This window comes from Brachyspira aalborgi, from assembly GCF_008016455.1.
GTDB lineage: Bacteria > Spirochaetota > Brachyspiria > Brachyspirales > Brachyspiraceae > Brachyspira > Brachyspira aalborgi.
In genome coordinates, this window is record NZ_SAXU01000001.1 from 701,628 (window position 1) to 728,615 (window position 26,988).

The 26,988-nt window shown below is 29.0% G+C and carries 21 protein-coding genes, 1 tRNA gene and 1 pseudogene; 15 read left to right on the plus strand and 8 right to left on the minus strand.

Translation table 11 applies throughout. The features are described from left to right. Positions 1 to 17: 17 nt before the first annotated feature. The 4 genes from EPJ79_RS03175 to EPJ79_RS03190 all read left to right on the plus strand — a co-directional run bounded on the left by EPJ79_RS03175 (position 18) and on the right by EPJ79_RS03190 (position 5,064). A complete protein-coding gene (locus tag EPJ79_RS03175) occupies positions 18 to 497 on the plus strand; it encodes a hypothetical protein (RefSeq protein ID WP_147738413.1) in 480 nt (159 codons plus the stop codon). Positions 498 to 680: 183 nt separating this feature from the next. Continuing rightward, positions 681 to 1,547 (plus strand): DMT family transporter, encoded by an 867-nt coding sequence (locus tag EPJ79_RS03180; protein ID WP_147738414.1) that lies wholly within the window; start codon positions 681 to 683, stop codon positions 1,545 to 1,547. Between the two features lie 194 nt (positions 1,548 to 1,741). Next, positions 1,742 to 2,788 (plus strand): 2-oxoacid:acceptor oxidoreductase family protein, encoded by a 1,047-nt coding sequence (locus EPJ79_RS03185; protein WP_147526640.1) that lies wholly within the window; start codon positions 1,742 to 1,744, stop codon positions 2,786 to 2,788. A gap of 11 nt (positions 2,789 to 2,799) precedes the next feature. Next, the gene (locus EPJ79_RS03190) at positions 2,800 to 5,064 is read left to right on the plus strand and encodes a thiamine pyrophosphate-dependent enzyme (RefSeq protein WP_147528486.1); all 2,265 of its coding nucleotides are present in this window, start codon (positions 2,800 to 2,802) and stop codon (positions 5,062 to 5,064) included. 97 nt (positions 5,065 to 5,161) lie between these two features. On the opposite strand, the gene solA is transcribed toward EPJ79_RS03190, so the two are convergent. After that, positions 5,162 to 6,283 (minus strand): N-methyl-L-tryptophan oxidase, encoded by a 1,122-nt coding sequence (gene solA, locus EPJ79_RS03195; protein WP_147738415.1) that lies wholly within the window; start codon positions 6,281 to 6,283, stop codon positions 5,162 to 5,164. A gap of 135 nt (positions 6,284 to 6,418) precedes the next feature. Here solA and EPJ79_RS03200 point away from each other — a divergent pair. Continuing rightward, positions 6,419 to 7,296: pseudogene (locus EPJ79_RS03200) on the plus strand (Rpn family recombination-promoting nuclease/putative transposase). Positions 7,297 to 7,418: 122 nt separating this feature from the next. Here EPJ79_RS03200 and EPJ79_RS11500 read toward each other — a convergent pair. Next, positions 7,419 to 7,892 (minus strand): hypothetical protein, encoded by a 474-nt coding sequence (locus EPJ79_RS11500; protein WP_158634345.1) that lies wholly within the window; start codon positions 7,890 to 7,892, stop codon positions 7,419 to 7,421. Positions 7,893 to 8,585: 693 nt separating this feature from the next. Here EPJ79_RS11500 and EPJ79_RS03210 point away from each other — a divergent pair. Both EPJ79_RS03210 and EPJ79_RS03215 read left to right on the plus strand, forming a co-directional pair. Next, positions 8,586 to 8,672, plus strand: a tRNA-Ser gene (locus EPJ79_RS03210). Between the two features lie 12 nt (positions 8,673 to 8,684). After that, entirely contained in the window at positions 8,685 to 9,320 is a 636-nt protein-coding gene (locus tag EPJ79_RS03215; protein ID WP_147738416.1) for a FliO/MopB family protein, read from the plus strand. Between the two features lie 177 nt (positions 9,321 to 9,497). Here EPJ79_RS03215 and EPJ79_RS03220 read toward each other — a convergent pair whose 3' ends face one another. Continuing rightward, on the minus strand, positions 9,498 to 10,829 hold the full coding sequence (locus EPJ79_RS03220; protein WP_147738417.1) for a glucose-6-phosphate isomerase: 1,332 nt from the start codon (positions 10,827 to 10,829) through the stop codon (positions 9,498 to 9,500). Between the two features lie 81 nt (positions 10,830 to 10,910). On the opposite strand from EPJ79_RS03220, the gene dcd reads away from it, so the two are divergent. Then, on the plus strand, positions 10,911 to 11,432 hold the full coding sequence (gene dcd, locus EPJ79_RS03225) for a dCTP deaminase (RefSeq protein WP_147738418.1): 522 nt from the start codon (positions 10,911 to 10,913) through the stop codon (positions 11,430 to 11,432). Positions 11,433 to 11,444: 12 nt separating this feature from the next. Beyond that, positions 11,445 to 12,467 (plus strand): pseudouridine synthase, encoded by a 1,023-nt coding sequence (locus tag EPJ79_RS03230; RefSeq protein WP_147738419.1) that lies wholly within the window; start codon positions 11,445 to 11,447, stop codon positions 12,465 to 12,467. A gap of 4 nt (positions 12,468 to 12,471) precedes the next feature. Here EPJ79_RS03230 and EPJ79_RS03235 read toward each other — a convergent pair whose 3' ends face one another. Next, entirely contained in the window at positions 12,472 to 14,019 is a 1,548-nt protein-coding gene (locus EPJ79_RS03235; protein ID WP_147738420.1) for a TolB-like translocation protein, read from the minus strand. 441 nt (positions 14,020 to 14,460) lie between these two features. Between EPJ79_RS03235 and EPJ79_RS03240 the strand changes: the two genes are divergently transcribed. Further along, complete coding sequence (locus tag EPJ79_RS03240) at positions 14,461 to 16,842, plus strand: sodium-translocating pyrophosphatase (RefSeq protein WP_147738421.1); 2,382 nt, start codon at positions 14,461 to 14,463, stop codon at positions 16,840 to 16,842. Positions 16,843 to 16,928: 86 nt separating this feature from the next. Here EPJ79_RS03240 and EPJ79_RS03245 read toward each other — a convergent pair whose 3' ends face one another. Beyond that, complete coding sequence (locus tag EPJ79_RS03245) at positions 16,929 to 17,402, minus strand: hypothetical protein (protein ID WP_147738422.1); 474 nt, start codon at positions 17,400 to 17,402, stop codon at positions 16,929 to 16,931. Between the two features lie 160 nt (positions 17,403 to 17,562). Here EPJ79_RS03245 and EPJ79_RS03250 point away from each other — a divergent pair, with 160 nt between their 5' ends. Then, positions 17,563 to 18,570 (plus strand): hypothetical protein, encoded by a 1,008-nt coding sequence (locus tag EPJ79_RS03250; protein ID WP_244289059.1) that lies wholly within the window; start codon positions 17,563 to 17,565, stop codon positions 18,568 to 18,570. Between the two features lie 2 nt (positions 18,571 to 18,572). Here the strand turns inward: EPJ79_RS03250 and EPJ79_RS03255 are convergent, their stop codons facing one another. From EPJ79_RS03255 to mtnK, 3 genes are all read right to left on the minus strand, one after another. Further along, positions 18,573 to 19,634, minus strand: coding sequence for an S-methyl-5-thioribose-1-phosphate isomerase (locus EPJ79_RS03255; protein ID WP_147738423.1), 1,062 nt, complete (start codon positions 19,632 to 19,634; stop codon positions 18,573 to 18,575). Positions 19,635 to 19,709: 75 nt separating this feature from the next. Then, positions 19,710 to 20,036: a hypothetical protein gene (locus EPJ79_RS03260; RefSeq protein WP_147738424.1), complete on the minus strand. Its 327-nt coding sequence runs from the start codon at positions 20,034 to 20,036 to the stop codon at positions 19,710 to 19,712. A 20-nt stretch (positions 20,037 to 20,056) separates the two neighbouring features. Then, the gene (gene mtnK, locus EPJ79_RS03265) at positions 20,057 to 21,253 is read right to left on the minus strand and encodes an S-methyl-5-thioribose kinase (protein ID WP_147738425.1); all 1,197 of its coding nucleotides are present in this window, start codon (positions 21,251 to 21,253) and stop codon (positions 20,057 to 20,059) included. A 198-nt stretch (positions 21,254 to 21,451) separates the two neighbouring features. On the opposite strand from mtnK, the gene EPJ79_RS03270 reads away from it, so the two are divergent. The 4 genes from EPJ79_RS03270 to EPJ79_RS03285 all read left to right on the plus strand — a co-directional run bounded on the left by EPJ79_RS03270 (position 21,452) and on the right by EPJ79_RS03285 (position 26,988). Next, positions 21,452 to 22,939, plus strand: a complete 1,488-nt coding sequence (locus EPJ79_RS03270) for a type I restriction-modification system subunit M (protein WP_147738426.1) — start codon at positions 21,452 to 21,454, stop codon at positions 22,937 to 22,939. Between the two features lie 61 nt (positions 22,940 to 23,000). Then, positions 23,001 to 24,500, plus strand: coding sequence for a tetratricopeptide repeat protein (locus EPJ79_RS03275; RefSeq protein WP_158634346.1), 1,500 nt, complete (start codon positions 23,001 to 23,003; stop codon positions 24,498 to 24,500). A 10-nt stretch (positions 24,501 to 24,510) separates the two neighbouring features. After that, positions 24,511 to 25,674, plus strand: a complete 1,164-nt coding sequence (locus tag EPJ79_RS11505; protein ID WP_158634347.1) for a restriction endonuclease subunit S — start codon at positions 24,511 to 24,513, stop codon at positions 25,672 to 25,674. A gap of 276 nt (positions 25,675 to 25,950) precedes the next feature. After that, on the plus strand, positions 25,951 to 26,988 hold the full coding sequence (locus EPJ79_RS03285) for a glycosyltransferase family 9 protein (protein WP_147738428.1): 1,038 nt from the start codon (positions 25,951 to 25,953) through the stop codon (positions 26,986 to 26,988).

Here is a 26,988-nt window from a genome sequence, read left to right on the forward strand (position 1 = left end):
CTAACGAGGAGATTTAAATGACTAAAACGAAACAAAACAAAAGATTGTTATATCTTGTAGCGCTTGCAATTATGATAGCGTTAATGTCTATAGCATGCAAAAACAAAGCGACAGCGCCTTTAGCATCATTTTCTGAAGATTCTTCAGAAGAAGTTGTAAAGCCTGAAGGACCAACTACGCCTGAAACTCCTGAAGAACCTAAACCAACGGTTGGAACTTTTTCTAAATACGCTGGCAGTTATATAAGCTCTAATAAATATAACGATGGAAAAGGAGAAGGTTTTTACAAACATAAAGCTGTATTAGACGGCGATAATGTTACGCTCTATAAAGTATATGTAGACAGCGGAAGAGAAGCTAAATGGGAAGCAGGAAAAAGCGTTAATGGAACATTTACAGTTAAAGGTTCATGGATGACATTTAGCCTTGATATAAGCGGAAATCGAATTATATTAAATCTTCCATACGGACAAAAGGTTTATGTTAATAAAATCTAATAATTAAGTAATACGAATTGAGAAGACGATGCATGAAAATGTGTCGTCTTTTTTATTTGTTTCTATTAAATATATTTACTTTATAATAAATTAAATTGTAAAAAGTAAATTATAAAATTTGTTTGATTTTATAAACGAATATAAATACAATAATTAAACTAATTAATTAAAAGAAAGATAAAAATGTTTAATATATTATTAGTCATAATAGGTTCTATAGTTTACGGTTTTCTGCCGATATTTGTAAAAAATATTATTCCTTATAATTATTCTTCAATATCAATAGTTTTCTACAGATATTTATTTACTTCTATTGCTTTATTTATCATTATAATTATAAGAAAAAAGAGTTTTAAAATAAATAAAAAACAGTTTATAGAATTATTTATATTTAGCGTTATCGGACTTGGTTTAACTTTTTATCTTTTATCTCAATCTTTATTATATATTTCAGCTGGGCTTATGAATATGATTCATTTTGGTTATCCCGTTGTCGTTTTAATTTTAATGACTTTAATTTATAAAGAAAAAATTAATTTATTAAAAATCTTATCCGCTTTATCTTCTATTATTGGAATATTCCTTTTAACTAAAATAGCGGCGATAGAATCTTTTAAGGGAATTATATACGCTTTGCTTACAACGATTACTTACGGAGTATATATAATCGCAAATAAAAAATCTTCTTTTGCAAGTTTGGATACGATGGTTTCTCTATTTTATATGTCTTTAATCGTATCGGTAGTATTTTTTATAGCTGGAATATTAACTAATAGTTTGCAGTTATTAAATAATATTTTTGTTTTCTACAATTTTACCGCAATATCAATTTTATGCACAATATTTTCTTTAGGGCTTTTATTATACGGGGTTAAACAATTAGGTTCTTCTTTGGCTTCAATACTCAATATGTTCGAGCCTACGACAACAGTTATAGTTTCCGCTTTAATATATGACGAAAAACTAACTATAAATATTATAATAGGTTCTATTTTAATTATTTTATCAACGATTTTTATGATTTTATCTAGTAATTCAAATAATAAGTAAATTGTAAATTGAGATATTATTTTTTTGTTTAATAAAAATGCCTTAAATAGTATATTATTATATCAATATATAATAATATATAAGATTGTAATTAATTTGACTTTTATTTTTTTTGTAGTAAAATATTATAGATTGATATTGTTGTATCGATATTAATTTAAAAATCTCATTTTTATAACAAAAGGAGAAAAGTTGTGAAACTTCCAAAAGTCAATGATTTAGGCTTTTTCGAGATTCGTCTCGAAAGTATAGGCGGAATGGGCGCAAATAGCGCGGGTAAAATGCTTGCCGATGTAGGCGTTTTATCACAAGGTTATAACGGCGCCGCATTCTCAAGTTATGGTTCCGAAAAGAAAGGTTCTCCCGTTAAATCTTTCGTTAGATTTGCCGATTCGGAAACTTCGGTTAGAGTTAATTCTACCGTTGAAGAACCACATGTTGTAGCGGTTTTCCATATGAATCTTTTGAAAAACCCAATGACATTAATGGGCGTTAAAGATGACGCTATCGTTATTTTTAATACCAATATGTCTCCAAAAGAAGCGAGAGATTTCGCTAAACTTCATGGCGGAAAAGTAGTTTGTGTGGACGCTATTAAAATTGCGGGCGATTTGCATCTTCCATCGCAAGCCGCAAACACCATTATTATGGGCGCTATGATTAAACAGCTTCCGTTTATAGAAAAAGAACTGTTTGAAAAGCAAATTAGAAAACAGTTTGACGGAAAGAAGCCCGAATTGGTAGAGCCGAATATAGAGGCGTTTAGAAGAGGATACGATGATTCCGTAGAGGAAGTATTCGCTCCCGAAGACAAATACCCTTATATTCCTTACAAAAAACCAGAACCCGTTTACGGTAAAAATAATCAGCTAACGGGCGGTTATATAAGCGCGGCAGGAAACAGCACTTTAAAAGATTTGCAAGTTACGAGAACGGGTAAAATTCCCGTATTCAATCCTGCAAATTGTATAGACTGCGCTCAATGCGAAGCGGTATGTCCAGATTTATGCATAGTATGGGAAAGAGGTCCAGACAGAAAAAAACCAGAAGTTACCGCTATGAATATGATGGGCATAGACTATCAATACTGTAAAGGTTGTTTAAAATGCGTTAGAGCTTGTCCTAAAGGTCCTTATGCTCCTAAACCTTTGGAGAAAGACCAGCAGGCTTTAAGAATCGAATTAGAAGTAAATTTCGATGTAGATAAATTAACCTACAGTCGTTATAAGAAAAATAAATAAGGAGCGTATAAATGGCTAATAAATACAAACTTGCTGAACAAGAAAATATACTTGAAAGTGGTAACGAGCTTGCAGCCATAGCGGCCGCTCAAATCAATTATCATGTAATGGGTTATTATCCAATAACGCCTTCCACTCAAATAGCCGAATATTTGGACGAAATGAAGGCTAACGGAAGACATGAAGTATGTATGATACCAGGAGACGGAGAGCATGGAGCTGCGGGAATATGTTTTGGAGCTACCACGGCTGGAGGACGAGTATTCAACGCTACAAGCGCGAACGGACTCCTATTCGCTATGGAACAGCTTCCCGTTCAATCTGGAACTCGATTCCCAATGGTATTGAATGTGGTAAACAGAACGGTTTCAGGACCTTTGGATATTAAATGCGACCAATCGGATATAATGATGGCGCTTAATACGGGTTGGATAATAATAATGGCTCATACTACTCAAATGGTTTACGATTTCAATATTTTGGCTTTGAAAATTGCAGAAAGAGCTAAACTTCCAATAATAGTTTCTTCGGACGGATTTTTTACTTCTCACCAGAAGAAAAAAGTTCAATTATTTAAAAACGATAGCGATGTTCAAAACTTTTTAGGAAAATATATTCCAGAAGTTACATCCGTAGAACCTTCTAAACATCCCGTTACAATCGGACCTTACATGAATGAAGACGAATTAACGGGAAACAAATTACAATTATCTCAAGCGTTAGAAGACTCTCGTCCAATAATACTTGATGTGTTTGAAGAGTTCGCTCAATTATCGGGAAGAAAATATTCGCCGATTGAAACTTATAAAATGGATAATGTAGATGTCGCTTTAATGGTTTGCGGAAGCGCTTATGAAACGGCTACTTTGGCGGTTGATGAGATGACAAAAGAAAATCCTAAACTCAAAATAGGAACTTTTGCGATATCTCAAATTCGTCCTTTCCCTGAAAAAGAACTTCAAAAATTATTGGCAAATGTTAAAGTTGTAGTTGTAGGCGATAGACAAGACACTTATTCTGGTATGGGCGGAAATATGTCTACCGAAATAAGAGCGGCTTTGAAAAATGACGCTACGAATAAAACAGTCGTTATAAGCAGAACTTACGGACTTGGCGGAACGGAATTCCCTTTAGATAGCGCTAAAAAATTATTCCAAGCTGGAATAGACGAGTTGGCAAAACCTGGAACAGTTCATAAACATGATTATTTAGAACAGTATATGGGACATGCGGGCGTTGAAATGAAACCTATTCATGAACCGTTGACAATAGAAAGTCAAAAATCTGGAATAACCGTGACAATGAACGAGCAAACTAAAAAACTTGATGTTAAAGTTCCTCCTTTAAGAGAGTTAACGGGCAAGGCTTATCGATACGCTCAAGGACATGGCGCTTGTAACGGTTGCGGTATATTCTCTGGAATAAATACTTTTATGAAAGGAATTGAAGGTTCGGTTGTGCTTTTAGTTCATACGGGTTGTTCGATGGTTGTAACTACGGGTTATCCTTACAGTTCTTACAGGACGACTTATGTTCATAACCTATTCCAAAACGGTGCTGCCACTCTTTCTGGCATTGTTGAAATGTATCATGAAAGAAAAAGAAGAGGCGAGATAGACGGACCTGAGGACCCTACATTTATAATGGTTACGGGAGATGGCGGACATGATATAGGTATGGGACCTTCTATTGGAGCTGCGGTTAGAAACCATAAAATGATAATATTAGAATACGATAACGAAGGCTATATGAATACGGGCAATCAGTTGTCGTTCTCTACTCCTTTAGGACATAGAACTTCAACTTCAAATGTCGGCAAAGCGGAAGTTGGAAAACAATTTAACCATAAAGATGTGGCTCAAATATTTGCGGGTTGTCATATACCTTATGTAGCTACAGGTTGCGAATCTTATCCAATGGATTTGGTGAAAAAAGCGGCTAAAGCTCAATGGTATGCGAATAATCATGGGACGGCTTTCGTCAAAATTTTAATAGCATGCCCTTTAAATTGGAAATCGCCTGACGATATGGGTAAAGATGTTATTAAAGCTGCGGTTGATACTTGTTTCTTCCCTCTATACGAAGTTGAACATGGAGTAACGACAATAACCAATATGATAGCTGACGATAAAAAATTACCTGTAGAAAAATGGCTTGAAATGATGGGAAAAACGAAGCATCTTTTGAAATATCCCGATATACTCGGAGCTTTCCAAAAAGAAGTCGACAGAAGATGGACTCGCTTAAAGGCTATGCATGAAAGTCCTGTTCTATAAGTAATTATAGAATAAAATATAATAACGCTCTCATATTTTATTAATATGCGGGCGTTATTTTTTATTATATAAAATAATATTAAATAATTTAAAATAATTAATTAAATCTTTTTAAAGTAAAATTATCATCTAATTTAAAATCTTTTTCTATAAACGCTTTCATTGCTAATTCGCCTAAAACTGTGGCAAACTTAAAACCATGACTTAATCCGCCAAAAAATAATATATCTTTATTTAGAAAATCTATTATAAAATCTTCGTCTAAACTCATAGGATAACTGCATGATTTTCCTTCTATAAAATCTCCAATATAAGGCATAAATTTTCTGGCATGCTCTCCTATTTCGTTTTTATCTTCTTCTAATTCTCCGAAAGGCGCTCTCTCCTCTCTTTTATTATAATATTGTCCGCTTAAATTTTTACCTATTTTAAATCCGTCTCCCGCATTTGGAAAACCGTAATAATGGTCGCCGTCTATTTCAAAAGTAAAGGCTGGCAATTTTCCGTAAATATATTCTTCGCTTTTCCACCAAGAAAAAATTTTTCTTTTCTTAAAAATAGGTATGCAAGGAAGAGGCATTATTTTTAAAAGCAGATTTAAAATTTCATCCGAATATGTTCCCGCGCTTAATACTATATTTTTTGTTTCAAACTCGTAATTTTTAGATATTATTAAATAAGAATTATCATTTTTCTTAATTTCCGTTATCTCTTCGTTATAATATTCTTTAGCGCCTAATTTTTTAGCCTCGTTAGACGCCGTTATTATTGATTTATCGCTATAAACATATCCCGTATTTTTTTCGTAAACTCCTATAAAATCATTTGGAACAAAAAATTTATATCTTTCTTCTATTTCTTTTTTATCAATGATTTCGCAATCAAGTTTATAATCATTAACGCTTTTTATAATATTAATCATAAAATCCGAATTTTTATACCCTATATTAATAACGCCGCATCTTTCAAATAATTTTGTATCGGTTTCTTTTTCAAATTCTCCCCATAAATCAAAAGCTCTTTTTAACATAGGAATATATTTTTCGCCTTCGCCATACGCTATTCTAAAAATTCTCGTATCTCCATGATAAGAGCCTTTATCATGCGGCGGAGAATAAATATCTACCAAAGCGGTTTTAAGTCCTTTTTTAGCCAAATAATAACCTGCGAAAGCTCCGACAGTTCCTACTCCAATAACGCAAATATCAAACTTTTGCATACAAACTCCTTATAATGTTATATTTATTACTATATAATATTTTTAAAAAATTTATATATTAATTTTTTAATTTTAACAATTTTTATTTTAGATTAATATCTTTGACAAATAAAATTTTTTTGTTATAATATTGTTATGAATAAAAAACCTTTTAATGCGCTTAATGATTGTTTCGTTCGGTATTTCTTTACTGATAAAGGAGGCGAAAAAGTTTTGCTTGATTTTATAAACGCCGTTATGATTAGCGCTGACATGAAAACTTTTAAGGCAGTTGAAATATTAAATCCGTTTAATCTTAAAAAACATTACAATGATAAAGAGACTATTGTAGATGTGAAATGCATTACTAAAAACGGAACGGTTGTAATTATCGAAGTTCAGCTTTCAGGCAATTCAAGATTTCCAGAAAGAATACTTTATTATTGGTCTGCAAATTATAGTAAACTTTTGAAGAAAGGTGAAAAGTATGATGATTTAACTCCTGTTATAAACATTAATTTGCTTAATTTTAATTTGAATAAAAAGAATAGCAATGTTCACAGTTGCTATATGATTTACGATACAAAAAGTAAAAGATTATTAACCGACCATTTGCAAATACATATGATAGAATTAAAGAAATTTAAATTCAAAGATAATAATTTGAAAAAGGATTTAAATTATTGGCTTGGATTTTTCACTACAAATAATATGGCACGACTGTGCGCAGTAGCGAGGAGTATATGTCAGAGATAGTAAAAGAAAAACCTATAATGGAAGAAGCGCATAAAAGATATAATAATTTTATTAGAAGTCGATTAATGATGTCGGAGTATGAGAAAAAAGAAATCTATCAATACGATAAACAAATATCGCTTGAAGATAAAAGACGAGAAGGCAAAGCGGAAGGAATTAAAGAAGGCAGACTTGCAGAACAAATCTCAATGGCAACCGCAATGAAAAAAGAAAATATTGATATAGAAACTATTAAACGAATTACAGGCTTAACCATAAAAGAAATTGAAAAACTATAATTTATAAACCGCATAGAAACAAATAAAATTATTATCTTCATTATAAAAAATAAAACCCCTATGCTCTTTTTGAACATAGAGGTTGTTGTCTTAAATCTTTATTTTATTCGATATATGCTTCTTTAATTTAATTTTTGAGCTGCTGTTTTTAAACTAGTAGCTGCTGTTTTTAAATCATCAACTGCTGCTTTTAAATCTGTATTTGCTGCTGTTACTGCTGCTACCGCTCCTACCGCTGCTGTTTCTACTTTGCCTGCCTCTTCTTTTAAATTATTTGTTGCTGCTTCCGCTGCTGTTTTTACTGCTTCTACTTTTGTTTTTAACTCTCCTGTTGCTGCATCTGCTATTGCTGTTGCTGCTGTTGCTATCATTGTTGCCACTGTTTTTACTTTTTTTTCTGTTGGTGCTTGTTCTGCTGCTATTGCTGCTGCCTCTGTTTTTGCTGCTGACGCTGCTTGTTTTGCTAATTCAAGTTTAGTTGGCGTTGGGTTAGTAGGTTTACTTCCGCCTTCGTCCTTGCTACAGCTTACCGACAATAACGATAAAGCCATTACCGTTATTAATAAAGATTTAAGAATGTTTTTTGTGTGTTTCATTTTGCACACTCCTTTTGAATAAATTTTTTTTATAACTAAACAGAGATTTCTCTCTGATAAGCTATCGAAAGTAATTGAAGTTAAAAAGATTTTAACTAAATGTAAAAAATATTTTTGAAATAGAAATTTAAAATAATTATTTAAGATATAATTATGGCTTTGCTTTGCTTTGCTTTGCTTTGCTTAACAAATTTACAGTATTGTTATTTGTTGTAGTTTTCATATCAAACTTTCCTCACCGATTTCTCGGCAAATACTTTTACAATTAAATTATACAACATTTAAAAAATTAGTCAATAGTTTATTTTAAATTTTTTTCAATATTGATTAATTTAATTTAATAATATTATAAAACATTTTAAAAATTTTGTCAACTATTTATTTTAATTAATTGAGTAATATTTTACAATATTTAAAAATTTTTGTCAACAAAATAATTTAAATATTTATTAACTATAATACAATCTTTTAAAATAAAGTCAATATAATTAATTTAAATATTTTTAATTTACAAAAAATTTTTAACATTGATTAAAATATATATCAAGCGTTTATTTTAAAAAAATTAAAATAAAATAGGCGGAAACCAAAAAATTATAAAACTAAATTAATAAAATATACATTTAAAAATATTGACTAAAAAATATATTTATGTTATTATAAAAAAACTTATTTTTAAAATGTATAATGTTTGGAGAGCTGCCCGAGAGGCCGAAGGGAACAGTTTGCTAAACTGTCGTAGGATTTTTCCTACCGAGGGTTCGAATCCCTCGCTCTCCGCATCGGATTAAAATGAAGAAAGCGATATTTATAATATTTTTTATAGCCGTATCTATGGCTTATTCTCAAAATGGCGATACAAATAACGAAGCAACCTCAAATTATTTTAATGTTCCCACAGAAACAGAAAATAATACAAATAACGAACCTGCGATAATTCAAGATATAAGAAATATTGAAAACAGAGCCGCCGTAAGTTCAACAGGAATGTTTATAAGAGCGATTATAGGATTTATATTAACTTTAATCGGAATATATTTAGTGTTTATGTATCTTAAAAATAAAACTAAAAAAATATCGGGTTCAAACGAAATTATAAAAATATTAGCTACAACGACTGTCGCATCAAATAGATATATTTCGATTATAGAGATAGCGGAAGAAATGTATTTAATTTCAATATCCGACCATAATATTAATTTGCTTGAAAAAATAGAAGATAAAGAAATTAAAGACCAAATAAGAATGATGTATATAAACTCTAAAGAAAATGTGGTTGAAGATAGTTTTAAAAATATTTTAAATCAAACTTTATCTATATTCAGACAACCAAAAATGAAAGAAAAAGACGCTTTACAATCAACAAAAGAAATTAGAGAGAGATTGAGAAATTTAAATTCCAACGATAATAATGAAAATAATAAATAAAGTTAATATTTCAGCGATAATTAAAATTCTAATTGCTTAATTTAATAAAATTTAAAATATATCAAATAAACTAAAAAACAAAAAATTTTTACTTTCTTTCTTACTTATATAAAGAACAATAATTCTAGTTTTCTTTAAAATATATTATTTATTAAATTATATGAATATATAATTAATTTACTTCCCTAATCTATCTCTTAAAGTTTTGCCCATTTCCTCATAACCTTTTTTACCGAGCATAGCAAACATATTCTTTTTATACTCCTCAACTCCAGGCTGGTCAAAAGGATTAACGCCAAGAATATATCCCGAAATTCCGCATGCTTTTTCAAAGAAATACAAAAGCTCTCCGATTGTAAAAGGAGTAATTTTGTCAATGTCGATTATTATATTAGGAACGCCTCCGTCAACATGAGCTAAAACCGTAGCTTCCAAAGCGGATTTATTTATTTCATGCAATTTTTTTCCGTCCAAATAATTGAGTCCGTCCAAATCGGAATCTTCTTTTTTTACGCTTAAATCAATATCTTCGTTTCCGACTCTTATAACAGTTTCAAATAATCCTCTTTTTCCGTCTTGTATGAATTGTCCTAAAGAATGCAAATCTGTTGAAAAATCCACAGAAGAAGGATATATTCCTTTTTTGTCTTTACCTTCGCTCTCTCCGTATAATTGTTTCCACCATTCTGAAATATAATGCATTCTTGGAATATAATTTACCATAATCTCCGTTGCAAAACCTTTATTATATAAAATATTTCTTATTATAGCGTATAACATAGAAGGATTTTTTTTATAATCGCTATCTTTAGTTAATTTTGCCATAGAATTGAAACCTTTAATTAACTCTTCTATATTTATTCCCGCGGCCGCAATAGGAATTAAACCTACGGGAGTTAAGACCGAATATCTTCCGCCGACATCGTCAGGTATTACAAAAGTTCTATATTTATTTTCAGTCGATAAAGTTTTTAAAGCGCCTTTTTTAGCGTCAGTAGTCGCTATTATTCTTTTTGAAGCTCCTTCTTTTCCGTATCTTTTTTCGGCATATTCTTTTAAGAATCTAAAAGCTATCGCAGGCTCTGTTGTAGTTCCGCTTTTTGAAATTACATTTATATAAAAATCTTTATTTTCTAAATAATCCAAAAGATGCTTAAAATATTCTCCGTTCATATTATGTCCCGCGTATATTACTTGAGTAGCGCCTTTTTTAGCTTGAGCGAAAGGATTTAAAAAAGATTCTATAACCGCTCTCGCTCCCAAATAAGAACCGCCTATTCCAACGGAAACCAAAACTTCCGCGTTTTCTCTAATCTCTTTTCCTATAGAATCGATTTCTTTAAAAGTTTTTAAAGCTTCCGAAGGCAAATTAACCCAACCTAAAAAATCGTTTCCCGCTCCTTTTTTGTTTTCCAAAAGTTCGTTTGAATATTTTGCAAAATCATGCAAATAATCAAGTTCGTATTCTTTCAAAAAATTCAATGTATTTTTATAATTTATAGTTATCATTTGATACTCCATACTTTTATTTTATGAAATATATTATACAATATTAAATTAAAAAATAAAGAAAATAATTAAGGCAAAAATATGATTTTATCGGGACTCGAAATAGAAAAAAATTTAGGAAAAAATATAATAATAGAACCTTTTAATAGAAATCAATTAAATTCAAATAGTTATAATGTTAAACTCCATAATAAACTTTTAATATATAAAGAAAATTTATTAGACATGAAAAAACCTAACGAAACTAAAGAAATTATAATTTCGGAAGAAGGTTTTAAATTAGAACCTAATCAATTATACTTGGGAAGAACTTTAGAATATACAAGCACAAAAAAATTCGTTCCTATGATTGAAGGACGCTCTTCTATTGGAAGATTAGGAATTTTCATTCATATAACGGCGGGATTTGGCGATGTTGGATTTTCGGGTTATTGGACTTTGGAAATATTTTGTATCAAGCCAATAATAATTTATCCAAATGTTGAAATAGCTCAATTATATTATCATACGATTGGCGGAGATTACGAAGAATATAATAGCGGAAAATATCAGAATAATACCGATATTCAGCCGAGTATGTTATATAAAGATTTTCTAAAATAAAATTTAATCTAAATGAAAAAAGCGAAAAATAAATTAAATTCAAACCTTGAGGAAATATATAAAAACTCCGTTATAAGAAAATGCAGAATTGAAGAAAATATTGATTCTATGAGATTAGATAAATATTTAGGAAATAGATTTTCTTATTATTCAAGAAATAAATGGCAGGATTTAGTCGGGCAGGGTTTGGTATTGGTAAACGGAAAGAGAATAAAATATACGAGAGAGATAAAAAAAGGAGATGAAATTGTTTATCATTTGATAGGACTAAAAGAACCCGATATTGATAAAAATATTCAAATAATTTACGATGACGGCGATTTGATTATAGTAAATAAGCCTGCAAATTTGCCCGTTATACCTTCGGGAAAATATTATTATAATACTTTGCATACGATAATGAAAGAAAATTTAAATTGCAATATAAATATGTTAAATAGAATAGACAGAGAAACGAGCGGTTGCGTTGTTATGTCGAGAGGACATGAATTGGCTTCAAAATTCTGTTCAATGCATTCAAAAAATAATTCTAATAAAATAAAAAAAACTTATATAGCGATAGTTGAAAATGCAAAAAATATTGAAGATAATTTTATCGTTGAAGGATACTTGGAAGAGATAGGAAATATTTTTTATAGAAGATATCAAATTCTTAATAAGGATATTGAAAATATTAAAGATATAAAAAATAAAAATTTAAAATATTCAAAAACAAAATTTAAAACCTTAAAAAAATTTGGAGATTATGCAATTGTAATGGCAAGATTATACACGGGAAGAATGCATCAAATAAGAGTTCATTTGCATTCGCTTGGATTTTATACTTTAGGAGATAAAATATACGGAAAATACGGTCCCGAAGTTTTTAATTCTTTTATTAAAAAAAGCGTTATTCCAAAAGATTTTTTTATAAGACAAGCGTTGCATTCATACAAATTAGAATTTAATCATCCTATAACAAATAAACTAATAAAAGTAAAAGCTCCTTTGCCTAAAGACTTAAAAGAATTAATTTCAAAAATAAAAAATTCTTAAAAAATTATCGATTATTTATAATATTTCCGTCTTTAATTATAAATATATTTTTTCCGTCAGAAACTATAGAAATTGCAGAATCGGTTTCTTCGTTTATAGCCGATACAAAATCGTAGCCTCCAAACTCTCTTCTTTTTAAATTCTCTTTATCTAAAATAAAATAATAATATTTCCCAAGTCGCTCGCCCGTGAATGCGAAAGATTCTCCGATAAACTTAAAAGAATTTATATTATTATAAGAAGGGCTTTCGAAATCGTCAGTAAAAATATATTGTCTATCGCCTTTTGTAGCGTTATAAACTAAATTATTATTTGAAGAAAAATATAATTCGTTTATATTATTAAAATCTTTATTTAATCTTTTTCCGTTTAATATTATAAATGAATTACCGTTTGTTTGCGCCGCATAGGCGAAAGATTTTGAATCTGCAGAATATTTATATAAAAGAATATTATCATAATTTGTAATTATCTCTCCTCCAACATGAAAACTTAAATTTTCGTTTGTATCTATATCGATAAATAATAAAGTTTTTCCATCGGGCGAAAAAGACATATTAGTTATTAAATTATATTCGCCTAAATTTCTGCCGTTTAAAATAAGACTTGTCATTACAGGAGTGTTTGTAATATTTTCTTGAGATAATTCGGGCATTTGTAATGAAATAAAATTTGTTATAATATTCGTTATAATCATAAGAGCTATAGTGTCGGATTGTCCTTTTACAGTTATTCCTTCCTCATTTGTATAGACGCTGATATTCGATAAATTATAATTAGTAATCATTGAAGTATTTGTAGTCGATGCGTTTGTAATTATAGAATTATTTATATCGTTAGTATCAATTTCGGGCATAAATTTAACGGCATCAGCATAATTATTAGCGTCAAAAGAAGCAAAATCAACGACTTCAAAAAATATATCGGTATCGTCATTCGATAAAGTTGAACTTTCTTCTACTTCAATAATATATATAAGTTCGTCTCCATAGGTAGAATATTTCATTCTGTCGACTTTGCCGTCAATTTGTGTCTCTTCTCCGTTTATATTGATAAAATATTCTCCATCTCTTAAATAAGAAAAAGCAAAATCATTGTCGTCAATAATAGAAGCGAATAACTCCGAGTATTCCGTTTGTCTTTCGCCGTTTATAATCGCGATTCCATAATCGTTTAATCTTGCAAATATTATAGAATTATTTCCTGAAAAATCGCTTCTTTCTATAGAATCAAATTCCATTTCTTTATCGCCATAAATTAAAGTCCACATATCTTTTCCCGTAGAAGATTTCAACATTGTGGCGACTAAAATATTATTTGGAAGAATTTTTATTATTCCCGCGTCTTTATAGCCCGTTAATCTTTTTTCTTTATAAATTATATCAAAAGTTTTTTGATTATCTATATCGGTTTTTTCTATTATAACGGCAAAATTATTTTCGTCTAAAATATATCCGTCTTTTACTCTCTCGCCTCTTTGCAAAGTATATATTTGAGGAAAAGCCGAAATATTGATTAAAATAAAAGAAATAAATAATATAAAAATTCTCATAAAGATTACTCGCTTTAAATTTAATTTAATATCTTAATATTTTACTTTAATAATTATTATTAGTAAAGTATTAAAATTAATAAAATATAGATTTTATAATAAAAAAGGAACGCATATTTCTACGCGTCCCTTTATTATCTAAAATCATTTTATCTTTCTTTATTGAGCTACTTCAACTCCAGCTTTATCTTGAGTTTCAAAATATTTTTGAGTAAATCTTCTGTAAACTAATTCTCCGCCTTCGTCCGTAAATGTAGCTATAGAACCGTCTCCAATTATGGCGACAGAACCTGCTCTACCTTAATTTTTTTCTAAAAAAATTCTATGTTTTAAATATGCAAATTATATATTAGAATTTCATAAAATATATTGACAATTTATATTTTTTTTGTTATAATCAATTTAATAATTTTTAAAAATTTTAATTTATAGGGGACTATTATGGAAATGTTAATTCAAAATGCCCGCTTTTTTACAATATCGGCGGCAGTATTAACTTTAGCATTCGCATTTTATTTCTATAAATGGATGCGAAAACAGGACGAGGGAACGGACAAAATGAAAGAGATAGCTTCTCATGTTCGCTCTGGAGCTTTGGCTTACCTTAAACAACAATATAGGGTTATAGCCTTCTTCTTTGGCGGAGCTTTCATTATCTTTGCCATTCTTTCTTATGCATTAAAAGTGCAAAATCCTTTCGTTCCGATTGGATTTTTAACGGGAGGTTTTTTCTCAACTCTATCGGGCTTTTTAGGAATGAAAACAGCGACTTACGCGTCTGCAAGAACAGCTCATGCGGCTTCAAAATCTTTAAATCAAGGTTTGACTATAGCTTTTCGCTCTGGAGCGGTTATGGGGCTTACGGTTGTAGGTTTGGCTTTATTCGATATTTCAATGTGGTTTATAATATTAAACGGTTGGCTTGATAATAATTGGTTTAATACGGATTTTTTAGGAGTTGGAAATATTTCAAGAGATTCTATGGATTATATCGCCGCTAAAATGCATTTTATAACGACAACAATGTTAAGCTTTGGAGTAGGCGCTTCTTTTCAGGCTCTATTTGCAAGAGTCGGAGGCGGAATATTTACAAAAGCTGCCGATGTCGGAGCGGATTTAGTCGGTAAAGTTGAAGCTGGAATACCTGAAGACGACCCAAGAAATCCTGCCGTTATAGCGGATAATGTCGGCGATAATGTCGGCGATGTTGCTGGAATGGGAGCGGACCTTTACGAATCTTATGCTGGCTCAATACTTGCGGCAATGAGTTTAGGTTCTGCGGCTTTCGGTTATATAAATCCTACAATAAGCCCAATATATGCGGTTACTCTTCCTCTTATACTCGCTGCAATAGGAACTTTATCTTCAATAGTCGGAGTTTTCTTCGTTAAAACTAAAGAAAAAGCGTCTATGGGAGAATTATTAAAATCTTTAAGAGTCGGAGTTTATGTAAGTAGCGTTATTATTATAGTAGTTTCATTCTTACTTGTAAAAGCGCTTCTTCCTAATAATTTGGGATTATTCGTTTCAATAATAGTGGGACTTATCGCTGGTAATGTTGTCGGTTTCTTCACAGAATATTATACGGCTGCAGAATACAAACCTACTCAATGGGTTGCTGAACAATCAAAAACGGGACCTGCAACAGTTATAATCGGAGGACTTGCAATCGGTATGCAATCTACTTTAATACCCGTTGTTACAGTAGTCGTTTCTATAATATTATCTTTCGGTTTTGCGGGCGGTTTCGGTTCTGAAGTCGGTTCTTTCTCTCAAGGATTATATGGAATAGCTTTGGCTTCAGTTGGTATGTTATCTACTTTAGGAATCACTTTGGCTACGGACGCTTACGGACCAATTGCCGATAATGCGGGAGGAAATGCAGAAATGTCTGGTTTGCCTGAAAGCGTTAGAGAGAGAACGGACGCTTTGGATTCTTTAGGAAATACTACGGCTGCTACAGGAAAAGGTTTTGCAATATGTTCTGCGGCTTTAACGGCTATGGCTTTAGTCGCCGCTTATATAGAAGAAATTAAAACGGCTTTGGGCAGAATGATTAATAGCGGTAATTTAAAAGAAATAGTTATAGGTTCGGTAAAATATACCGCGGAAAGTTCTTCAGAATTATATAATAAAGTAGTTTATAGCTTGAGTATGAACGAATTTATGCAGGCTTTCAATATTCACTTAATGAATCCAAAAGTAATAGTTGGAATATTTGTAGGTTCAATGCTTGTATTCTTCTTCTGCGCGTTGACAATGAAAGCGGTTGGAAGAGCTGCTGGCGGAGTAGTTGAAGAAGTTAGAAGACAATTTAGAGAGATAAAAGGACTTTTGGCTGGAGAAGAAGGAGTTAAAGCGGATTATGAAAAAGCTGTTCAAATTTGCACAAAATCGGCTCAAAAAGAAATGATTATTCCTTCGGTTTTGGCTATAATAGTTCCCGTTTTGGTTGGCTTCTTATTTGGAGTTCCCGCTGTTATTGGGCTTTTAATTGGCGGATTAACTTCTGGTTTTGCAATGGCTGTTATGATGTCAAACGCGGGCGGTTCTTGGGATAACGCTAAAAAATATATAGAAGCTGGAAATTTGGGCGGAAAAAAAATTACGGATAAAAATGGAAATAAAATAACAAATCCTAATCATGCCGCTGCGGTTATTGGCGATACTGTTGGCGACCCATTTAAAGACACTTCAGGACCAAGTTTAAATATTCTTATAAAATTAATGAGTTTAATAAGCGTGGTTTTTGCAGGCGCGATTATAGCGTTCTCTCCGAAAATTCAGGCTTTGCTTGGAATAGCGGATAAAATAGTGAAATAAAAGCATGAAAGTTTAAAATAATAAAAGCTATCGATTTAATAATCGGTAGCTTTTTTATATATAAAAAATATTAACAAAGAATAAACTCAATTCAAATAATAATTAAAACCCAAATAAACATGCGTATCAAAATAATATTTGCTATATGTTATCGATAAATCTCTAATCATTGAATTATAATAATTATTCATTGTGCTTGAATAGTAAAAAACCAAAGAAAAATTGCTTTTTTCAAATCTGTATTCTATAGATTTTAAGGTTCTATAAAAATTAAGATAAGTCACAAAAGTATTTACATTTTTATTATAAGCGACAAAAACATATACATCCAAAATTAAATCCAATATCGGAAAATCCTTAAACCACATTGCCGAACTTACCATAGGAAAACTTAATATTTTTAAATTTTGAGAATAATCGTTATAATTTATAGTTTCAATGCCTATTAATTCTTTTTCTTCCATAAGATACATAGGCGAACTTGAAATATAACCGTTTAATTGACTTACGCTTGAAATCGTAATAAATATAACAATTAATAAAATCTTTTTTATAAACATTAATTTACCTAATAAATATACCTTATTTACCATATATTATATAAAAAATATTAAAAATTTAAAGCAAAAAATTCTATTGCTTGACATAATTTACATACTATTATATCATACTTTTCGGAAAATCATACTATTAATATTAAATTATAAGTTAGGAGTTAATATGTTTAAAAATTTTATCTATTATAGCGTCTTATTATTATTTTCTATAAATTTATTTCTTTATTGCGATGAAACTAACGGCTCGTTAAAATATAAAATGGATAATTATGAGGAAAAAGTAAAAACTAAGTGGGAATATAATCCTTTTAAGAATTATGCAACGGATAGATATTTTTCTTCTTGGCTTAATCCAAACGCTTATAATAGCAAATTTTGGTTTGGAGATATTTTTAATATAAAAGAAATGTATCCGAATAAAAATTTTAATTTTGACAAAATGATATTATATTATCATCCGACTTTAGCTACAGAAGTGACGCCAATAAGTTTTAAGCATAATGAAAAACATAGATTTAAAATAGGAGTTGGATATTTGACGCATTTTTTCTTTTCGCATTACGGAAAAGGATTTAGTCAATATTACGGAAAAAGTTTATTTTACGGAACTTATACGCAGACGGAAGTATTTTTTGATTATATATATAATAATTCTTTTAAGTTTAGATTTTCTCCTTTAAGGCATGTATGCTCTCATATAGCGGGCGATATATTGGGAGACGATAAGTTATACGATAAATCTACGGAAGAATTTAAAGATAACGGATTTGAGCAAATGCAATTTTCCGCTCATTACAAATACGGATGGTTTGCTTTTTACGGCGGAGTAGCTTTTGCAATTACGGGTTTTAAAAAATCAAATTTGGTTGATTTGTTTAATATTTTTTCTGGAATAGGTTTTAGAGTTCCAATTTGGGGAGAGATTAGTTTTATTTCGGGAGTATATTTAGGAGTTAATCTTGACCAAATAAATACGATTAAAAGAACTATTGACGATTATATAGCTTTAAGAAGTTATAGCGAATGGACGCCTTCAATATCCGTAGGAGCTGGCGTTGAAATTTACAGAATTATAATTGGCGTAAAATATCAATATGAACGCTCTAAACAATTATACGCTTTCAAAAAAATGGAAAGTAAATTTGGACTTGAAGCGAGTTTATATTTATAAAATTAATATTCGCCTTCAGAATTATTTTCATAATATTTAAAAACATCATAAGGAGAAAATATTCCTAAATCGGTAATTATCGCGCTTACCAAATGCGGCGGAGTATAATCGAAAGCGGGATAAAATCCTTTAACTCCTTTTTTTGCAGTTTTTACTCCCATAGCTTCCGTTACCAATTTTTCGTCTCTAAACTCAAATTCTATATCTTCAAATCCTCTATGACTTTTATCGGGCGCTCCCGTTACAAAATAAGGAACTCCCAAATATTTTGAAATAATCGCTATTTGATAAGTGCCGATTTTATTTACAACCGCTCCGTTTAGGCAAATCAAATCTGCAGCGGAAGTGAATATATCGATTTTTTTCTCTTGCATTGTATAAGCTATCATATTGTCTGTTATAACTGTTGTATCGGCATTTTGCTCAAAGGCTACGGTTGCCGTTAATCTTGCTCCTTGAAAATACGGACGAGTTTCAGCGCAAATTATTTTTATATCTTTATTTTGTTTTTGAAATTCTCTAATCATAAAACCGACTATTGACTCTCCAAAACATTGAGTTAAAATCGTCCCTTTAGAGGGAAACATTGAAACCAAATATTCAGCCATTTTTTTAATTTTCGAGTATCTTTTTGTGGAAAGTTCTATTCCTTTATTAAAAATTTCCTCTATTATTTCGTTTGAATCTTTGTTTTTATTTATAGCGTCAATTCCAGCATCTAAACAATTTTTTGTTATAGACATCATTCTTGCGCTTGTAGTCGGACGAGAGTTTGCCAAAGTATCGCAAGCGTTTTTAAGAAATTTAATTTTATCTTCGCCTTGCAAATTTTTAGCTTCATATCCCGCCAAAGCCATTCCCATTGCAACAGCCAAATAAGGTCCCGCGCTTTGAGTCACCATATCGGCTATTGCTTTAGAAACTTCTTTATAAGTTTTGCATTCGACAAAATTAATTTTATTCGGATAAACTCGCCTATCTAATATTTTTACTATTCCCTCTTCATACCAAGCTATATTTTCAAATTGAAGCATAAAAGCCAAATCTTTATCGATTCTTTCCATAGATTTTTCTCTTAAATTAATTTATTTTCTCTCTCAAAAAATTCTTAAAATTTTTTTAATCATTCAATTTCTATTTTATTTTCTAGTAATAATTGTGGGATTTTCTGCTCCTTGAGCGGTGAATGTTCCTTTAGTGAAACTTCTAAAATATAAAGCATCGCCTTGTTTATTCTTATAACTTGTCGCGCTAATTCTTGTTATATCGGATGCGTGAATTTTTTTGTCACTACTTTCGCTCATAGAACCGTCAGAGTATATCGTAATAACAAGAGTATTATCTTTTACATTATACCATTTGCCCACATAATAGGATAATGTTATCGGGTTTGAATTTGACTTACAGCAAATATGAAATAAGGATAAAAAGAATAATATTATTATTAAATTTTTTAGATTTTTCATTGATTAACCTCCACAATGAATTACAAATTAAATTTTAACCAATTTGTAAAATCTGCAACTCTTATTAGTTTTTCTCTTTGCATTATAACTTCTTTTCCAATTTTTAGCAAATTATATTCAATGTCGGCTCTCTTTTTTTCGTCAGAAACGGATTCTATTTCTTTAACTCTCGCACAACCTGTAGTTCTTCTTATTATTTCAAGTCCGCAAATTCCGAAAGAATATTTTAAAATATTATCAAGATAATATTTTTTAAACTCTTCGTTTTTTGCCGAAATGTCTTTAATATCTTTTTTAAATTTAATTAAAAATTTCTTTTTGAATAATTTTATTATATCGTTTATGGCATTATAAATAAAACGCATAAATTTTTTATTATTCGTAATATTCAAATGATAAACATAAGAAAAAATAAGATTTGCAATTAAAGTTCCCAAGTCGTAGCCAATCGGTCCATAAAATGCAAATTCGCAATCCATAACTTTAATATATTTGTCGTTTGTAAAAATAGAACCCGTATGCAAATCGCCATGTATCAAAGCTTGAGGATTATTCATAAACTCGTATTTTAATTTTGCCGCTTCAAATTGCAATTTTTTATTTTTATAAAATTCTTTTTCAACATATTTTTTCAATCTTTTTGAAAAAACATTTTCTTTAAGCAAATTAAAAAAAGGCTCTGTAAAAACCAACTCCTCGCTTATTTTACATAATTCTTTATTCGTATATTTTATAACTTCGTTTTTTTTAGAAAATGCATCTGTAAAAAAATCGGCGGTTGATAAAGTAGTTTCTATTATAAAATCGGTTATCTGTTCGGGCAGATGATAAAGAATTTTTCCTTTAATCAAAGCGTCTCTTAATATAATGCAATCTTTCAAATCTTCCATTATAAAAAGTTTCATTGTTTCGTCTATATAAAAAATTTTAGGAGCAAGTTTTGGGAATTTTTTTCCGTAATAAGTTAAAATTTCAGCTTCTTTTTTATTTCTGTTAATATCTAAAATTCTACCCGAAGAATTGCTTCTTGTATGAACTCCCGCTTGTTTTATTATGACGGATTTTTTATTATTTTTAACTCTATAAACATAATTTAAATTTCCATCTCCAATTTCATTGCAAGTCGTATCTTTAGAATTAAAATATTTAAATTTTTCTTTGGCGTATTCTAAAATATCTTTTTCATTCATTAAAAAATATTTATTAAATTTATTCATTTAAATTAATCCTATGTTTTTATTATTTATATATTAGCATAAAAAATATAAATTTAAATAGAATTATAATGATTTTATTAACTCAAATTAAAAATTAAAAGTTGAAAATTGTAAAATAGAATAATTAAATATATAATATGTAAATTATTAATAATAAAATAAATAAAAATTTGAATAAAATATTTTAAGGAGAAAATTATGCAAAAGAAAACTACAAAAGAAACGGTTGAAAATATAGTTTGGAAGGCATGCGACACTTTTCGAGGCTCAATAGATTCTTCGCTTTATAAAGATTATATTTTAAGTATGCTTTTTGTAAAATATTTATCGGACTTTGCGAAAGAAAAAATAAAAGAACTTGAAAGCAAATATTCGGGAGATAAACTTAAAAGAAGACTTGAAAGAATGAATTATAAAATAAGCAAAGATGCAAGTTTTGAATATTTATTAAAAAATAAGGAAGCGCCAAATATTGGAGAGATAATAAATACGGCTTTAAGAAAAATTGAAAAAGATAATCCTCAAAAATTTGACGGCATTTTTAATAATATAGATTTTAACGATTCTAATAAATTTGGCGAGACAAAAACAAGAAATGCAATTTTAAAACATTTACTTGAAGACTTTAGCGACAGCGAACTTGATTTAAGCCCGAGCGCTCTTCAAAATAATGATGTAATGGGAGACGCTTACGAATATTTAATTTCAAATTTTGCTTCGGATGCGGGAAAGAAAGGCGGAGAATTTTTTACGCCTCCCGAAGTTTCGACTCTTATTGCAAAAATAGTTAGCGATAGAACGGGAGTAAAAATTTACGACCCGACTTGCGGCAGCGGTTCGCTTTTGATTAAAGTTAATAAAGAAATTGGAAGAGAAAATTGCACAATATACGGACAAGAGAAAAATAGCCAAACATTTGCTTTATGCAGAATGAATATGTATTTGCATGAAATTGGAGACGAAGCAAAAATTGAATGGGGCGATACGATTAAAGAGCCTAAATTTACGGACAAAGGCGAGCTGAGAAAATTTGATGTTGTGGTTGCAAATCCGCCTTTTAGTTTAGATAAATGGGGAGAGGAAATTGCATTAAACGATAAATACAATAGATTTGAATTTGGAGTACCGCCGAAAAGCAAAGGCGATTTAGCTTTTTTACTTCATATGATAAACTCAATGAAAGAAAACGGAATAATCGTAGTCGTAATGCCTATAAGCATTTTGTCAAGAGGAGAAAGCGAAGGACTTATAAGGCAGAGAATTATTGAAAATAATTTAATAGATACGATTATAGGACTTCCTTCAAATTTATTTTACGGAACTTCTATACCGACATGTTTAATTATTTTGAAAAATAACAAAAAGAATAAAGATATATTTTTTATTGACGGCAGTTTTGAATATTATAAAGATAAACGACAAAATAAATTAAGAGAAGAAGATATTTCAAAAATATTAACGGCTTATAGAAAGCGAAAAGATATATTGAAATATTGCCGCGCGGTTAGTTTTGAGGAAATTGTAGAAAACGATTATAACTTGAATATAGTAAGATATATAGATACATTTGAGGGCTATGAAAATGTAGATTTAAGAATTTCAAAAGAGGAACTTAAAAAATTGCAAATTGAAAGAGTAAAATTAGAAAGCGAAGCCGAAATTATTTTTGATAAGATTGTAATTTAAATAATTTATATAACTTTGTTATAATAAATAATTATTTTATTTTTTAATGGAAATTTTATTTATGAATGTATTACAAGAAATAACGATGCGTCTCGTTGCTGGCAATGCTAAAGAAGCTTTAGAATTATGCGATAAAGTGATAAATAATATTAAAGAACCAATTCCCGAACATTCTCAATTTTATAATTTAAGAGGATTAATAAATGTTAGATTAAAAAAATATGAAGAGGCTTTTAACGATTATAATACCGCATTAAAAATAAACCCTTATGACCAAAGCACATATTTAAATATGTCGATTGTAAATCATGAAATAGGATTATATAGAGAATCAATAGACGCTTTTCTTAAATATTCTAAATTAGATAAATATTTTACATATAATTACATTAATCAAATAATATCAATATTCATTTGGAATTATGATAGCGACACTATAGAAGATATTTTTAAAATATTATCTAAAAATGAATATAATGATTTATGGCGTAAAGATATCACTTTTAATTTATTAAATAATATTATATCTAAATATTTAAAAAATAACGAAAATATATTAAAAGATATAAAAAATATTTTATTATATGAATATTTTTTACTTCAGGTGTTATCTCTTTATTTTATAATAATACATACAAAAAATAATAATATAGAAGTATCACATTATACCTCGTTAAAAGTATTATTTTCTTTATTAAATGATAGTCATAATATAAGAATAACAAATATATCGAATGCAAACGACCCTAAAGAAGGCAAAATATTAGAAAATATTTTTAGTAAAAATGGTTTAAATATTAAAATTAAAAACAAGGATAATTTAATTACTTTACAAACTTCATATAGTAGGAATAAAGACGCTTTAACAATGTTTAGATTTTATGGTAAAGAAGACAATAAAGAAGCTACGGGTATATGCTTATGTATAGATAAAAATTATTTTAATAACGAACCTCTTTCACTAGCAACACCAATGCAAATGATGTCTAATTATAAAAGAGGTATTAATAATTTATATTTTATACTTTATTATAATGAAAAAGAAAATCAATTAATATTTAATCCTACAAATTCAAAGTATTCTAATATAATAGTAGATTTAAATAAATATTGCATGGTAAAACTAAATAGAGTTATTGACGAAAGTGTAGAAAATATCATAAATTATATATTTTACAAAATATTTAACTATGCAGAAAAAATAGATAATCAAATAGAAAATAAAAATTTAAAAGACGAAATATTTTCAAATTTATTTGAAAATATAAGATATATAATAAAGCATGAAGCGTTTTTTGAAGAACAAGAATTAAGAATGCTTATTACAACCGATTATAAAGACGAGAATATAAAAGTAGATAATAATAAAAGATTGTATATAAATTATAACGAGTTATTTAACGAAAACGAAAATTTTATAGAAGAGATTATATTGGGCGGTAAAATAGAGGATAAAGAATTAACTTCGGATTATATTAAACAAATTATTTATAATAAATATAAAGATAATGATAAAATGAATAAAATTAAAGTGAGCATATCTCAAGCTCCTTTAAGATAAAGGAATAATTATGAATAAATTACCTTCAGATTGGCAAATTAAAACTTTAAATGAAGCCTGTAATATTTATACGGGGAATAGTATTAACAAAAAGAAGAAGGAAGAAAATTTTATAGGATTAAAAGAAGGACTAAATTATATTGGGACAAAAGATATAAGTTTTAATAATATAATAGAATATGAGAACGGAGTAAAAATTCCTTTTAAGGATTTAAAAGATTTTAAAATAGCAAAATCAAATACTTCTTTATTATGTATAGAAGGCGGAAGCGCGGGACGAAAAATAGGATTTACAAATCAAGATGTTTGTTTTGGCAATAAACTTTGTTGTTTTGAAGCTATTGAAGATGAACCTAAATTTATTTATTTTTATTTACAAAGTAATGATTTTTTACGAGAATTTAATTCAAATATACAGGGTTTAATTGGAGGAGTTAATAAAGAAAATTTAAGAAAAATAAAAATTCCTATTCCGCCGTTAGACGAACAAAAACGCATTGCATCTGCACTTTCAAAAATTGACGCATATTTAGAAAATACAATTAAATTGATAGAAGAAAAAGAAAGATTTAAAAGAGGAATTGCTAAAAAATTATTGACTTGTAAAGAAGGCGAAAATATTCCCGAAGCAAGATTTAAAGGTTTTGAAGACGAATGGGAAATAGTTAAACTTGGCGATATATGTTTAATTAATAATAAAAGTTTAAAAGAAAATACTGATAAAAATTATAAATTCAAATATATAGATTTAACCGCTGTTAAAAAAGGAATAATTAATTTTTCAAACGACTATACAACTTTTGAGAATGCTCCGATTTCTGCAAGAAGAATTATAAATAAAAATGATATTATTATGGCAACAGTTCGCCCTTATTTATTAGGGCATGCTTTTATAGATTTTGAAGCAAAAGATTATATTTGTTCCAAAGGTTTTGCAGTTTTAACGGCTAATTCAAATATAGAAATGAAATACATATATCAATATTTATATTCGGACGATATGGCAAAACAAATAAAAAGTCGATTAGTAGGTTCTACATATCCTACAATTAGACTTTCAGATATTAAAGAATTAAAAATAAAAATTCCAAAATCGATTAAAGAACAAGAAAAGATAGGCGGATATTTAAGTTTGCTTGATAAAGAAATTGATAATTTGAAAAAGCAAAAATAATTGATTAAGGAAATGAAGAGAGGAGCTATGCAAAAATTATTGTCTGGCGAGGTTAGGTTGTCTAAAAATGCATTTAACGAGAATATTTAAAAATTATATCAAGGACGAATAGTGAATTATATCGGTTCTAAATTTACTCTATCGTCTTTTTTAGAAGAAAGCATAAAAGAAACTCTAAAAGAAAATAATTCCAAACCTTTGAAAATAGAAGAAAAATTTTATTCATAAATGTTAAGGTTGTATTTTATAATAATAATAATATAATTAAAATAAATTATGAAAATTTTATTAATAAAACAAACTTCTCTCGGCGATGTTCTTCACATGACGCCCGTTATAAGAGCTTTGAAAAAATGGAAGCCAGAATCTGAAATTGATATTGTAACCGATAAAAGAGCTTTGGGAATATTAAAAAATAATCCTTATATTAATAAATTATATGTTTTAGATATTTATAAATACGAAAAAGAAATTTTTAAATCGCCTTTAAAATTTTTTTCAACTATAAAAGAATTTTTCTCTCATATAAAAGAAGTTAGAAAAAAAAAATACGATATCGCTATAGATTTGCAAGGGCTTGAAAGAAGCATAATTTTTCTTTATTTATGCAAGGCTAAAAAAAAATATGCAAAAGGAAAATGGGCTTTCGTCAAAAGTAATTATTATGTCGATATTAACGCTATAGTCGGATTAATTTCATTTTTAAAATTTTTTGACTGTCCAAATGACGGAGTAGATTTAGATTATTTTCTGCCCGAAACTATAGAAGAAGATTTTAATAAAACTATTGAAAGAATAAAGCAAACAAAAAATTTTAAAATTGAAAAAGATTATATAGTTTTTTCTCCTTTTTCAAGATGGGAGACAAAAGATTTGTCGGTAAATAAAGCGAGAGAGATAATAGCCGAAATAAAAAAATTAAAAGATATTCAAATAATAGTTTCTGCGACTTCGGATTATAATAAAGAATGCAAAGAAATTGTAGAAGGTTTTGATAATGTTTTGGATTCTTCGGGACTTTTTAATTTGCCAGAACTTGCATATTTAATAAAAAATTCTCAATGCATGTTAACTGTTGATTCTTTTCCTATGCATACGGGTTGCGCTTTCAAAAAACCTCTTATTGCAATATTCGGACCGACAAGCGAAATCAGAGTAGGACCTATTGCGGAAAATTCCGAAGTTTTCAGAGCGGATAATATAGAATGCGAAAAATGTTATAAAAGGAAAAACTGCCCAAATAATCATATTTGCATTGAAAATATTGATTCAAAATTATTGGCTAAAAGATTAATAGACAAAATAATTAGTTAA